Source organism: Neorhizobium sp. T7_12, from assembly GCF_002968535.1.
GTDB classification, from domain to species: Bacteria; Pseudomonadota; Alphaproteobacteria; order Rhizobiales; family Rhizobiaceae; genus Neorhizobium; species Neorhizobium tomejilense.
Genome location: NZ_PVBK01000002.1, coordinates 68,120 through 81,362, shown reverse-complemented (window position 1 = coordinate 81,362; position 13,243 = coordinate 68,120). Strand labels below are relative to the sequence as shown.

Genomic DNA, 13,243 nt, shown 5'->3' with positions numbered 1-13,243 from the left:
ATGCAGAAGCAGGACGAACAGACGGTCCGATACGGTGGCGCACAAGAGGCCGAAAGGCCGCTCGGCCGCTCCATCAGGCGGGGCTTGCTCTGCACCTGTCCTGCCTGCGGCACCGGCCGCCTGTTCCGGGCGTTCCTCAAACCGGTCGATACCTGCGCCGTCTGCGGCGAGGAAATCCATCATCACCGCGCCGACGACCTGCCGGCCTATCTGGTGATCGTCGTCGTCGGCCACGTGCTGATGACGGGCTACATGCTGACCGACATGACGCTTCGGGTCTCGCCCTGGGTGCATCTCGCCATCTGGGTGCCGCTGGCGATCCTTGCGGCGCTTCTGACCATCCAGCCGATCAAGGGCGGCGTCATCGGCTTTCAATGGGCGCTGAAGATGCACGGCTTCAATGGCACGGACGACGAAGCCGTCGATCCGGGCCGGGGCGGACCGATCGCATGACATCGTCGGCCGAGGAACAGGCTCCGTTCGCAATGGACGCGCCGAAGCATGCGCGCGTGGCCGGCGTGACGCCCAAGGACGCAGCATCCCTGATCCTGATCGATCGCTCGGACGTGGCTCCCCGAGTCCTCATGGGCCGGCGCGGCAGCGGCCATGTCTTCATGCCTGATGTCTACGTGTTCCCGGGCGGCAAGCGCGATCCTCGCGACCATGCCCTCCCCTTCGGCGCCGATCTCGACCCGATCGTCTTCGAAAAGCTGGCGGCAGGCACCACCGCCCGCATGACCTCGGCCCGCGCCCGGGCACTGGCGCTCGCGGCCCTCAGGGAACTCCAGGAGGAGACCGGGCTTGCGGGCGGCGGCGCTGCCGACCTCTCCCGCCTGCGCTACGTCGCCCGCGCCATCACGCCGCCAGGCAATGTCCGGCGCTACGATACGCGCTTCTTTCTCACCTTTGCCGACGAAACCCGCTTCGACATAACGCGCCTGGGCGACTCAAGCGAACTTCAGGACGTGCGCTGGCTTGACATTGCCGAGCTTTCAGGTCTGAAACTCCCGCGCATCACACAGGCGGTTCTGGAGGACGTGAAAAACCTGATGGTCTCCGATCCATCTTTACCGTTTGGAAGCCCGGTGTCCTTCTACTTCATGCGTCATGGACGATTCGTCCGCAGCCGACTGTAAGGAATATTGAATGGCTCAGCCGACGACAGACGCCAACGGCCATGTCGACAAGATCCACTGGCCATCGCTGATCGCCGCCATATCCGCCATCAGTGCAGTGGGCATCGCCATCGGCCTCGGCCTGCCGCTCCTCAGCATCATTCTTGAAAAGCGCGGAATTTCCTCCACCCTGATCGGCCTCAACGCTGCCATGGCCGGCGTCGCCTCCATGGCGGCCGCGCCGATCACCACCAAGATCGCTCACGACTACGGCGTCGCGCGGACGATGATGTTCGCGGTGCTCGTCGCCGCAGTCAGCGCCATCGGCTTCTTTTACGCGGATGCCTTCTGGATGTGGTTCCCGCTGCGCTTCACCTTCCACGGCGCGACGACGACGCTTTTCATCCTGTCCGAATTCTGGATCAACGAGGCGGCCCCTCCCCGGCGCCGTGGGCTCGTTCTCGGCATCTATGCCACGGTGCTGGCCATCGGCTTCGCGATCGGACCCCTGCTCTTCTCTGCGCTCGGCAGCGACGGCGTCCTGCCCTTCCTGGTCGGCGCGGCGATCATCATGCTGGCGATCATCCCGATCTTCATCGCCCGCAATGAAAGCCCCGTGCTGGATACCAAGCCGGACCGGCACTTCTTCCACTACATCTTCCTTGTGCCGACGGCGACCGCGGCGGTATTCGCCTTCGGCGCGGTTTCGGCGGGCGGGCTGTCGCTGTTCCCGATCTATGCGATTCGGTCTGCGCTGACCGAGCAGCAGGCCGCCCTGCTGCTGACGGTGATGGGCATCGGCAATATGGCCTTCCAGATCCCGCTCGGCCTCTATTCCGACAAGCTGAGGGATCGGCGGCCACTCTTGACCGCCATGGCGGTGCTCGGCGTCGCAGGATCGCTTGCGCTGCCCTTCCTGATCGAGAACTGGATCATGATGGCCGTGGTCCTGTTCTTCTGGGGCGGTTGCGTCTCCGGCCTCTATACCGTCGGCCTGGCGCATCTCGGATCGCGGCTCAGCGGAGCCGACCTTGCCGCGGCCAACGCAGCCTTCATCTTCTGTTATGCGGTCGGCACTGTTGCCGGCCCGCAGGGCATCGGCGCGGCCATCGATATCGCCGGCAATGACGGTTTTGCCTGGGCATTGGCGGGATTCTTTGGCTTCTATGTGCTGGTTTCCATCTGCCGAATGCTTTTCCGCTCAAAACGGAGTTGACTTTTCGGGCGCGATTTGTAATTTCGCGCCAGATTTCGCCGTGGACCCAACCCGCGTCCGCGGCTTCATTTTTTCTTAGAGGCAGAACACCATGGCGAAAGCTACGACCATCAAGATCAAGCTGCTGTCGACGGCTGACACCGGTTTCTTCTACGTCACCACGAAGAACAGCCGCACGATGACCGACAAGATGACCAAGACCAAGTACGACCCGGTCGCCAAGAAGCACGTCGAGTTCAAGGAAACCAAGATCAAGTAAGACCTTGATCCGAGGGTTGTCGAAGGGCGCCGGCCGATAGGGCCAGGCGCCTTTTCTTTTGGGCTTTACCCAGCATTCTCCCATTGCCGCGGGCTTTCCAGAATTCGGAACTGATTTTCGGGCCGTTGCGGTAGCCGAGTGATCCAGAGCGGGACGGGCTGCGTAGAAATGGAAAAGCGCCGCTCCAGAAACTGGAAGCGGCGCTTTCAAATGGGGGTCGACCAGCCTGCAATCACGGCACGAGGAACCGCTTTGGTATGCCTGCCGGTCGACCGACCCCACGACCCAGGAGATGCGGCGGACCTGAGCATCATGGGGTATCTATGTACCATTTCGGGTACACTGTCTGGTCGGGGCCAAAATTGCGCAAAACGAAAAGAAAATCAACACAATCTTAATCTCGAACCGAATCCTTCACTGTTGTTGGTTAAAATCCGCGGCCGCTACTGATATTTTTTCGATTTTCCTGGCATAAATCCAAAGTTACTCCCGGCGCTTTATATGCTTACTTTGATCTAGCTCTCAGAAATGCCTTCCAACTTTCAAGCACATCCTTGGCGAGCACTGTCTATCTTCTCAGCCATGCAAAAAATTCAAAGCCAATACAAACAGCTATTCTCTGCCGGCAAATCTGAGAGTGCGCGGATACATTCGAAATTTCTTGAATGCGCTGCAGCAGTCCCGTTAACTGACAGCTGTTCATGAAATTCTTCCATTAATTAGCACCTACAAAAAGTTGGGTTCCGCTCAAAAATAACTGGGGACCGGGCGCTTTTTTCTCGGTGTTTTCGCCATTCGGCGAAGGCGGGGCAGGAATTTCAGTATCTGCTGATTCTCTACGCGGCTGCGGCAACCACCCGGTTGCGCCCGCCATTTTTCGCTTCATACAACGCGCGATCGGCCTGCTTCAGGAGCTGTTCCGGCGTTTCGGCGCCCTGCGTGCTGCAGGCGAGGCCGAGCGAGGCGGTGATGTTGAGCATGATACCCGCTGTCTTCAAATGGAACGGCTGGCTCTCGATGATGCTGCGCAGCCGTTCGGCAATCGCTCCGGCCGACATAGCGTCGGTATCGGGCATGACCACCACGAATTCCTCACCCCCGTAACGGCAGGCAAGATCGGCTCCCCTAACGGTCGAGCGGACGCGGGCTGCGAACTCCTTCAGCACCTCGTCGCCGGCATCGTGACCGTAGGCATCGTTGACCGACTTGAAGCGGTCGATATCGGTGATGCAGACGGACAGCGGCTTGGAGCGTGCGGCAGCCCGGTTGAACAGAACCTTGAGGTGATTGTCGAGATAACGCCGGTTGCTGAGGCCGGTCAGCCCGTCGGTGACGGCAAGCTCGATCGTCTGGCGGACGCTCATGCGCAGGCGATCGTTGTAGCGCTTGCGCTTGATCTGGGTGAGCACGCGGGCCACCAGTTCGTTCGGGTCGATCGGGCGTACGATATAGTCGTTGACGCCGAGGTCGAGCGCTCGCACGATCAAATCGTCGGCGCCCATCTCGGTCACCAGCAGCAGCGGCAGGAAGCGGGTGCGCTCCAACGAGCGCAGCTGCGAGCAGAGCCTCAGCGGATCGTATTCGTCGAAATTGGCGTTGACGATCACCATATCGACCGGGCTCTCCGCCGCCTCGAAAAGCGCTGCCTGCGGATCGGACATGGCAATGACGCCGGCAACCGGCTTCAGCGCCTTGATGATGCGCTCCTGCGAGCTCGCGCGGCCATCGACGAGCAGGACCTGGGCCGTCTCTTCGCGGCCGTCGGCACCCTTCAGCATGTCTTCCAGCCCGATATTGCTGGCAGTGTCGGCGCGGATGCGCAGCTCGTCGCTGAGCGTCTTCAGCCGCACCAGGCTTTTCACGCGCGAAATGAGCTGCAGGTCGTTGACCGGTTTGGTCAGGAAATCGTCGGCGCCGGCCTTCAGGCCACGCACACGGTCGGAAGGCTGGTCGAGCGCGGTGACCATGACGACCGGAATATGGGCGGTGCGCGGATTGGCCTTCAGCCGCTCGCAGACTTCGAAACCATCGATGCCGGGCATCATGATGTCGAGCAGGATCAGGTCCACATGCGTGCTGTCGCAGATCGCCAGCGCCTTGTAGCCGTCGTCGGCGGTCAGGACGTCGAAATATTCAGCCAGAAGCCTGGCTTCGAGCAGCTTCACATTCGCTGGAATATCATCGACTACCAGTATCCGCGCCGTCATGAGGTCCGTCCCGTTTTCACGCGTCGCCGAGATATGTTTTAATCGTCTCGATAAACTTCGGCACCGAGATGGGTTTCGAGACGTAGGCCTCGCAACCGCCCTGGCGAATGCGTTCCTCGTCGCCCTTCATGGCAAAGGCGGTCACCGCGATCACCGGAATGACGTGCAATTCATCGTCTTCCTTCAGCCATTTGGTGACTTCCAGACCCGAAACCTCGGGCAGCTGGATGTCCATCAAAATCAGGTCGGGGCGATGTTTGCGTGCAAGATCAAGCGCTTCCATACCGTTGCGGGTCTGGATGGTATCGTATCCCGATGCTTCGATCAGGTCGCGGAAGAGCTTCATGTTCAGCTCGTTGTCCTCGACGATCATGACCCGTTTGGGCATAGCGATCCGTTCCTTAAATCCCGGCTTGCATGAGTGCCTTCAGTATATAAGCTCCCGGAACGGCCGATTCCACAGAGCGCCTATCAGGCACGGTAAAGCCATTTAGTTGAAAAAGAGGTAACTCGGCGGACAATGCGGCGCGAACCCGGTAATGCTCGAAGCAACGAAGCCAAGGCGGAAGAGACGGCAGGCGCCATTCTGGGATGGCTCGCCAACGAACCCGACATGCTGGGCCGATTCCTCGCCCTTTCCGGCGTACAGCCCAACCAGCTGCGCAATGCGGTAAACGATCCGGGCTTTCTTGCGGGGATGATCGATTTCCTGATGGGTCACGAACCGACGCTGCTCGCCTTCTGTGAGGCGACGGGTACAAAACCCGAGACCGTGGCAGCAGCCTGGCAGCATTATTCCGGCCCCGGGCTCGGCTCCGGCGACTATTGAGATGAGCGAGATCCTCGACCTTTCCCATGTGCGCCTCGGCGACCGGCCGCTCGTCGTTTGCGATATCGACGATGTGGTGCTGCACTTCGTGGCCCCCTTTCAGGATTTTCTGCGCGGCGAAGGTCATGAACTGCTGCCGCGCTCCTTCCGCCTTACCGGCAATATCGTCTCCGCCGAGACCCGGACGGCGCTCGAGCCTGTGCAGGTGCGGCGGCTGATCGAAGCCTTTTTCGAGGCGCAGGAAAACTGGCAGATCCCGACCGAACTTGTCGTCCAGACACTGCAGACGCTGTCGGACGATGCGGACGTCGTGTTTCTCACCGCCATGCCGCCGCGCTATCGCGACCACCGCCGCCGGCTTCTCGACCAGATCGGCCTCACCTTCCCGCTGATCGCCAGCGAGGAACCCAAGGGACCGATCGTGCAGCGCCTGCATGCCGGACGTCCCCTGCCCTGCGTCTTCATCGACGATATGGCGCGCAATCTCCACTCGGTGCGGGATCACGTCGCCGAATGCCTCGTCCTCCATATGATGCCGGACTCTCCCCTGCATCTGCTTGCGCCGAAACCGGACGAAGGCATCGTCCGGGCGACGGACTGGACCCATGCCGCCGGGCTGATCCGTCACCATATCCAGACCAAAGCCGCCTGACATCTAAAGCTCCAGCCGCATCAGCGGTCGTCCGTCCTTGCGGCGCTCCACCACGTCGAAGCCGGCGGCGTCAAAGATCGCCGTCGAGCCGATGCACAGCGTCACCGATTTCGACTGCTTCACATGATCGATCGGACAGGCATCGACGAACCGCGCTCCCATCTGGCGCGCATAGTCGACGGCACCCGACAGCAGACGGTGGCTCAGCCCTTTGCCTCTGAGCTTCGGCGTCAGGAAAAAACAGCTGACCGCCCAGACAAAGGGATCGGTTGCATCCGCCTCCTCCAGCGGGCGCGAGACGGTGCGCGGCGAATTGAACTGCGGCACATCATGGCGCGGTCCGACCTGTACCCAGGCGACCGGCCCGCCATCCGCGTAGGCCAGGATGCCGGGCGGCGGACCAGCATTTATACGGTCGTGGATGTGATCCTTCCGCTCCTGCGGCTGCATCCTGGTGCGCACCGCATGCGGCAAGCGCAGAGCGACACACCAACAGTGGTAGAAGGCACCCTGCGGGCCGAAGAGCATTTCGAAATCCCCCCAGCGCTCCGCCGTCACGGGCTCGAAACGAAGATCGATATCCACGCCAAACCTCCACACCCTACCTTGTGACTCATGAGCTTAGGCTTTAACGTCGCGGTGTTCAACCTTTGTTCTCTGCCATGACGCCCACGCCTGACAAGACACCCGGCTTCTGTCGCGACTGCCTTGCTGAGCAGAAGGCGGAAGTGCGCCGTTGCCGCGCCTGCGGCAGCCCGCGCCTCGTCTATCACAAGGAACTCTACGCGCTGACGCTGGCGCATATCGATTGCGACGCCTTTTATGCGACGATCGAAAAACGCGACAATCCGGAGCTTGCAGACAAGCCTGTGATCATCGGCGGCGGCAAGCGCGGCGTCGTCTCGACGGCCTGCTATATCGCCCGCATCAACGGCGTGCGCTCGGCGATGCCGATGTTCAAGGCGCTGGAACTCTGCCCCGACGCCGTCGTGATCCCGCCGAACATGGAAAAATATGTGACAGTGGGGCGGCAGGTGCGCGCCATGATGCACGATCTGACGCCGCTGGTTCAGCCGCTGTCGATAGACGAGGCCTTTCTCGAACTCGCCGGAACCGAACGGCTGCACCACGCCCCGCCGGCGCGAATTCTCGCCAAGTTCGCCAAGCGGGTACAGGACGAGATCGGCATCAGCGTTTCGGTCGGCCTCTCCTATTGCAAGTTTCTCGCCAAGGTCGCCTCGGATCTCCAGAAGCCGCGCGGTTTTTCGGTGATCGGGCAGGAAGAGGCGCTAGAATTCCTGGCAGCGCGGCCCGTCACCACCATCTGGGGCGTTGGCAAGGCGTTCAACGCAACGCTGGAGGCGGACGGGATCCGCACCATCGGCCAGCTCCAGACCATGCAGGAGGCCGACCTGATGCGCCGCTACGGCTCGATGGGCCAGCGGCTCTATCGCCTTTCGCGCGGTATCGACGATCGGGAAGTGCATGTAAACGACGCGGCCAAGAGCGTTTCGGCCGAGACCACCTTCTTCGACGATATCTCCAGCTATGACGATCTCGTGCCGATCCTGCGGCGGCTTTCGGAAAAGGTCTCGGCACGGCTGAAGAAACACGGCGTTGCCGGCCAGACCGTCGTTCTCAAGCTGAAGACCTCCGACTTCAAAAGCCGCACCCGCAACAAGCGGCTGGAGGACCCGACCCAGCTCGCCGACCGCATTTTCCGCACCGGGCTGTCGCTGATGGAGCGCGAGACCGACGGCACCAAATTCCGCCTGCTGGGCATCGGCGTCACCGATCTCGGCGATCCGTCACTTGCCGATCCGCCCGACCTCGTTGACCGCCAGGCCGGCCGGCGGGCGGCTGCGGAAGCGGCGATGGACAAGCTGCGCGACAAATTCGGCAAGGCCGCGGTCGAGACCGGATATACTTTCGGGAACCGCCGACGGGATCAATGAAATGTGATCCGTTATTAACCATAACGTTAAAACTACTCGCGGTGCGGATAACCTTCCTTAAACCTCGTGCGCTAATATGCGGGTCTTGTATTGCGTATGGGGTCGGTCATGTTGCGTCGCCTGGTGTTCGGGTTAGGTCTTTTGTCTGCGACCATGCTGTCGCATGCGGCTTTTGCGGAAGGTGCCCGCACGCTGCAGATCATCGTTTCCAAGGACAAGCAGTCGCTTGTCGTCTATGACGGAGAAACGGTGCTCACCACCTCCAAGGTGTCGACCGGCAAGCAAGGCCACACGACGCCGAGCGGGATCTTCTCGATCCTCGAAAAACAGAAATATCACGAATCCAACCTCTATTCGAACGCGCCCATGCCGTGGATGCAGCGCCTGACCTGGTCGGGCATCGCGCTTCACGAATCGAACAGTGTGCCGAACTATCCGGCCTCGCATGGCTGCGTGCGCATGCCGGGCGCATTTGCCAAATCGCTCTTCCAGATGACCGAGCGCGGCGCGCATGTGATCATCACCGATGCGCCGGTCGTGCCGCAATTGATCGAGAACGCCAACCTGTTCCTGCCGCGCAAGCCGCTGCCGACAGGACCGCTGCTTTCCGATGCCCAACTGCGAACCTCGTCGATCGGCAGCAGCGCGAAACCGGTCGAAGTGGCGATGAACGTCGTTCCGAACAATCCCTCAATCGTCCATCCGACAACCGACGCGCGGCCGGCTCCGACCCAACCGGTCGCGGCCGCGAAAGAGGATGTCGCACCGCTGCGCATCCTCATCACCCGCCGCGGCGAGCGCGAGACATTGATGGATGCCCAGATCCTGCTGCAGCAGCTCGGGTTCGACACCGGTGGCGGCGACGGGTTCGCTGGTCCGATGACCCGCAGCGCGATTGCCGGGTTCAAGCGCTGGAAGAACCTGTCGCCCAAGGGCGCGCTGGTGACGCCGGAATTCCTGGCTTCGCTTTACGAGACCGCCGGCAAGCCGCGCCCGCCGATGGGCCAGATCATGGTGCGCCAGAATTTCCAGCCGCTGTTCGAGGCTCCGGTCGGCATCAAGGATCCCGAAATCGCGCTCGGCACGCATTTCTTCAGTGTCGACAAGGTCGAGCGCAAGGAAGAGACGGCCGAATGGCACAGCGTCACGGTTCCCAACGGTCTCAGCGCTGCGATGAAGCAGCGGCTCGGGATCACCGTCGCCGACGATCCTTACGCGCCGGGCGCCGCCACACAGGCTCTCAGCCGCATCGAAATCCCGGCCGACATTCGCGACCGGATCGAAACGCTGATCAGCGACGGCTCGTCTCTGACGATCAACGACCAGGGCATCGGCCAGGATACCGGCGACGGCACCGATTTCATCACCGTAACCCAGCCGGTGCAGCGGGTCGCCGAAGCGCAGGCCTCCATCACCAGGCCGCAGCCGGTCAGCCAGCGGCGGACGGCAGCGAAGCCCCGCGCCTACGGCCTCTACTGAGGCTAGACCAGTTCGACATCGAGAACGCCCGGCGCGGTCCTCAGCGCCGCGGCGATTTCGGGCGAGATGCGGTATTTTTCCGTCAGCTCCACCTCGATTTCCCGCTTGCCGTCATCCTTGATGATCACGAAGGACACCAGCCCGTCGCCCCGGGCATTGAGGTGTCGCGCGACGGCGCGCATCGGGCCTGAATCGCGCACGAAGACGCGCAGCGCCTTCTGCATCTGCACCGACTTTTCCTCGAGCGACTGCGCCGTCTGGATGCGCAGGCCGATGCCTTCCGGCCGCTCTTCCGCCTGCACGGTGATGACCAGCGACTTGCCGGGTTCGAGCAGGTCTCGATATTGCGCCAGCCCCTCCGAGAACAGCACCGCCTCGAACTGGCCGGTCGCATCCGAGAAGGTGACGATGCCCATCTTGTTGCCGGTACGGGTCTTGCGTTCCTGCTTGCTGGTCACCGTTCCGGCAAGCCGGCCGGCGGTTGCGCCCTGTTTCACGGCGGCGGAAAAGTCCGCAAAGTTCTGGACGCGCATCTTGGCAAGCACGCTGGCATAGGCATCCAGCGGGTGGGCCGAGAGATAGAAGCCAAGCACCTGATATTCGCGCATCAGCTTTTCGGACGGCATCCACGGCGTGAACGACGGAAAAATCAGCGTTTCCGGCCCGGAGGCGGAGGACGAGCCGAACATGTCGTGCTGGCCGCTGACCTTCTCCCCTTGCGCGCGCTGCGCATAACCGATGATTCGGTCGAGGCCGCCGCTCAGTTCGGCGCGATCGCGACCGAAACAATCGAAGGCACCCGCCGAGATCAGGCTTTCCATGACGCGACGGTTGATCTGTTTCGGATCGATCCGCAGGCAGAAGTCCTCGATGCTGGCAAACGGCACATCGCCGCGCACTTCGGTGATGTGGTCGACCGCCGACTCGCCGACGCCCTTGATGGCCGCCAGCGCGTAATAGATCCTGTTGTCGCCGGTCTCGAAATGCCGGAACGAGGTCTGCACCGAGGGCGGAATGACCGCGATGCCGAGGCGGCCGGCATCCTGCCGGAAATCGTTCAGCTTCTCGCTGTTCGACATATCGTAGGTCATCGAGGCGGCAAGGAACTCGACCGGATAATGCGCCTTCATGAAGGCGGTCTGGTAGGAAACGATCGCGTAGGCCGCGGCGTGGCTTTTGTTGAAGCCGTAGTTGGCGAATTTTGCCAGCAGTTCGAAGATGTTGTTGGCCTGTGGCTTGGAGACGCCGTTCTTGATGGCGCCATCGACAAAGCGTTCGCTCTGCTGGTCCATCTCGGCCTTGATCTTCTTGCCCATGGCGCGGCGCAGCAGGTCGGCCTCGCCGAGCGAATAGCCCGAGAGCACCTGAGCGATCTGCATGACCTGCTCCTGGTAGACGATGACCCCCTGGGTCTCCTTGAGGAGGTGGTCGATCGTCGGATGGATCGATTCGATCTCCTCTTCGCCGTGCTTGCGGGCGTTGTAGGTCGGAATGTTTTCCATCGGGCCCGGACGATAAAGCGCCACGAGCGCGATAATGTCCTCGATACAGTCCGGCCGCATGCCGATCAGCGCCTTGCGCATGCCGGCACTTTCCACCTGGAATACGCCGACCGTCTCGCCGCGCGACAGCATCTCGTAGGTCTTGGTGTCGTCGAGCGGGATCTTGGCGAGATCGATCTCGATGCCGCGCTTGCGGCAGAAATCGACGGCGGTCTTCAGCACGGTCAGCGTCTTCAGGCCGAGGAAGTCGAACTTCACCAGGCCCGCCTGCTCCACCCATTTCATGTTGAACTGGGTGACCGGCATGTCCGAGCGCGGGTCGCGATACATCGGCACGAGCTTCGACAGCGGACGGTCGCCGATGACGATGCCGGCGGCGTGGGTCGAGGCGTGGCGGTAGAGGCCTTCGATCTTCTGGGCGATATCGAGAAGGCGGGCGACGACCGGCTCCTTGTCGGCCTCCTCCTGGAATTTCGGATCCTCCTCGATCGCCTTCGACAGGGGTGTCGGGTTGGCCGGGTTGTTCGGCACCAGCTTGCAGATCTTGTCGACCTGGCCATAGGGCATTTCGAGCACGCGGCCGACGTCGCGAAGCGCGGCGCGCGCCTGCAGCGAACCGAAGGTAATGATCTGCGCCACCTGCTCGCGGCCGTATTTCTGCTGCACGTAGCGGATCACCTCTTCGCGGCGATCCTGGCAGAAGTCGATGTCGAAGTCCGGCATCGAGACGCGGTCGGGATTGAGGAAGCGCTCGAACAGCAGCGAGAAGCGCAGCGGATCGACGTCGGTAATGGTGAGCGCATAGGCGACCAGCGAGCCCGCACCCGAACCACGGCCGGGACCGACCGGGATGCCCTGCTGTTTCGCCCATTTGATGAAGTCGGCAACGATCAGGAAGTAGCCCGGGAACTTCATCTTCTCGATGACGCTGAGTTCGAAATCCAGCCGGTCGCGATAATCCTGTTCGGTATAACCGCGCGTCATGCCGAGCGTCGCGATGCGCTCTTCGAGACCTTCTACGGACTGGCGGCGCAGCTCCTCCGCCTCGGCGCGTTCGGCTTCCGCCGGATCGTCGGTGGCGCCGGTGAAGCGCGGCAGGATCGGATTGCGGGTCTTCAGCACGAAAGAGCAGCGCCGGGCGATCTCGACGGTGTTTTCAAGCGCCTCCGGCAGGTCGGCGAACAGCTTTGCCATCTCGGCGCGGCTCTTCAGATAATGGTCCGGCGTCAGGCGAAACCGGGTGTCGTCCGAGACGATCGCATTATGGGCAACCGCCATCAGCGCGTCATGGGCATCAAACTCGGACTTGGTGGGAAAGAAGGCCTCGTTGGTCGCCACCAGCGGCAGGTCGTGGTCGTAGGCGAGCGTGACGATCTTGTGCTCGTGGCGCCGATCGTAGGCGCCGTGGCGCTGCAGTTCGACGTAAAGCCGATCGCCGAAGATCTCCTTGAGTTTCAGCAACCTCGCTTCGGCAAGCGTAGCATTGCCTTCCTTCAGAGCCATGTCGACCGGCCCGCTTCCGGCCCCGGTCAGCGCGATCAGCCCCTCGGTGCCGCCGTCCTCCAGCCAGGAGCGGCTGATATGGATGGATTGATGCCCCTCGTCGCCGAGATAGGCGCGGCTGATCAGGTCGACGAGCCGTTCGTAACCGACGGCATTGGCCGCCAGCACGACGATCGCCGGCAGCTTGGCGAGCTGCTGGTGGCTGTTGCGCCGCTCGTCCGACTGGTCTTCCATATCGATCGACAGCTGGCAGCCGATGATCGGCTGCAGGCCGTCTCCGATCGCCTTCTGGGCGAATTCCAGCGCGACGAAGAGATTGTTGGTGTCGGTTATCGCGATCGCAGGCTGATTGTCCGCGATCGCCTTCGAGAGGATCTTCTTGAGCGGCAAGGCGCCCTCGAGAAGCGAGTAGGCGGAATGGACGCGCAGGTGAACGAATTGAGGGGTGGTCCCCAGCTTTTCCAATCCCGATTTTACGTCCGCTGTATCTGCCATGTCTGCGCCATATCCATCTCATGAATCAGGC

Annotated in this window: 12 protein-coding genes; 8 read left to right on the top strand and 4 right to left on the bottom strand. The window is 61.9% G+C overall.

Annotated elements, in window-relative coordinates; genetic code table 11:
- The 4 genes from C5J26_RS06240 to rpmG all read left to right on the top strand — a co-directional run bounded on the left by C5J26_RS06240 (nt 1) and on the right by rpmG (nt 2,590).
- Nucleotides 1–453: a DUF983 domain-containing protein gene (locus tag C5J26_RS06240; protein ID WP_105401042.1), complete on the top strand. Its 453-nt coding sequence runs from the start codon at nt 1–3 to the stop codon at nt 451–453.
- Nucleotides 450–1,136 (top strand): NUDIX hydrolase, encoded by a 687-nt coding sequence (locus C5J26_RS06235; RefSeq protein WP_105401041.1) that lies wholly within the window; start codon nt 450–452, stop codon nt 1,134–1,136. The genes C5J26_RS06240 and C5J26_RS06235 overlap by 4 nt, the downstream gene beginning before the upstream one ends.
- A gap of 10 nt (nt 1,137–1,146) precedes the next feature.
- Nucleotides 1,147–2,331: an MFS transporter gene (locus C5J26_RS06230; protein WP_105401040.1), complete on the top strand. Its 1,185-nt coding sequence runs from the start codon at nt 1,147–1,149 to the stop codon at nt 2,329–2,331.
- A gap of 91 nt (nt 2,332–2,422) precedes the next feature.
- Nucleotides 2,423–2,590 carry a 50S ribosomal protein L33 gene (rpmG, locus tag C5J26_RS06225; protein ID WP_003547442.1) on the top strand — a complete coding sequence of 56 codons (168 nt, stop codon included), beginning with the start codon at nt 2,423–2,425 and terminating at the stop codon, nt 2,588–2,590.
- A gap of 836 nt (nt 2,591–3,426) precedes the next feature.
- Here rpmG and C5J26_RS06220 read toward each other — a convergent pair.
- Together C5J26_RS06220 and C5J26_RS06215 are read right to left on the bottom strand one after the other, a co-directional pair.
- Nucleotides 3,427–4,797, bottom strand: a complete 1,371-nt coding sequence (locus C5J26_RS06220) for a PleD family two-component system response regulator (RefSeq protein WP_105401039.1) — start codon at nt 4,795–4,797, stop codon at nt 3,427–3,429.
- A 16-nt stretch (nt 4,798–4,813) separates the two neighbouring features.
- A complete protein-coding gene (locus C5J26_RS06215; RefSeq protein ID WP_007765577.1) occupies nt 4,814–5,185 on the bottom strand; it encodes a response regulator in 372 nt (123 codons plus the stop codon).
- A 132-nt stretch (nt 5,186–5,317) separates the two neighbouring features.
- Between C5J26_RS06215 and C5J26_RS06210 the strand changes: the two genes are divergently transcribed.
- Nucleotides 5,318–5,626: a DUF3572 domain-containing protein gene (locus C5J26_RS06210; protein ID WP_105401038.1), complete on the top strand. Its 309-nt coding sequence runs from the start codon at nt 5,318–5,320 to the stop codon at nt 5,624–5,626.
- Between the two features lies 1 nt (nt 5,627).
- Nucleotides 5,628–6,278, top strand: coding sequence for a hypothetical protein (locus C5J26_RS06205; RefSeq protein WP_105401037.1), 651 nt, complete (start codon nt 5,628–5,630; stop codon nt 6,276–6,278).
- A 3-nt stretch (nt 6,279–6,281) separates the two neighbouring features.
- Here the strand turns inward: C5J26_RS06205 and C5J26_RS06200 are convergent, their stop codons facing one another.
- Nucleotides 6,282–6,863 (bottom strand): GNAT family N-acetyltransferase, encoded by a 582-nt coding sequence (locus C5J26_RS06200; RefSeq protein WP_105401036.1) that lies wholly within the window; start codon nt 6,861–6,863, stop codon nt 6,282–6,284.
- A 77-nt stretch (nt 6,864–6,940) separates the two neighbouring features.
- On the opposite strand from C5J26_RS06200, the gene C5J26_RS06195 reads away from it, so the two are divergent.
- Both C5J26_RS06195 and C5J26_RS06190 read left to right on the top strand, forming a co-directional pair.
- A complete protein-coding gene (locus C5J26_RS06195) occupies nt 6,941–8,233 on the top strand; it encodes a DNA polymerase IV (RefSeq protein ID WP_105401035.1) in 1,293 nt (430 codons plus the stop codon).
- Between the two features lie 108 nt (nt 8,234–8,341).
- Nucleotides 8,342–9,712, top strand: a complete 1,371-nt coding sequence (locus C5J26_RS06190) for a L,D-transpeptidase (protein ID WP_105401413.1) — start codon at nt 8,342–8,344, stop codon at nt 9,710–9,712.
- 2 nt (nt 9,713–9,714) lie between these two features.
- Here C5J26_RS06190 and dnaE read toward each other — a convergent pair whose 3' ends face one another.
- The gene (gene dnaE / locus C5J26_RS06185) at nt 9,715–13,212 is read right to left on the bottom strand and encodes a DNA polymerase III subunit alpha (RefSeq protein ID WP_105401034.1); all 3,498 of its coding nucleotides are present in this window, start codon (nt 13,210–13,212) and stop codon (nt 9,715–9,717) included.
- Nucleotides 13,213–13,243 lie beyond the last annotated feature (31 nt).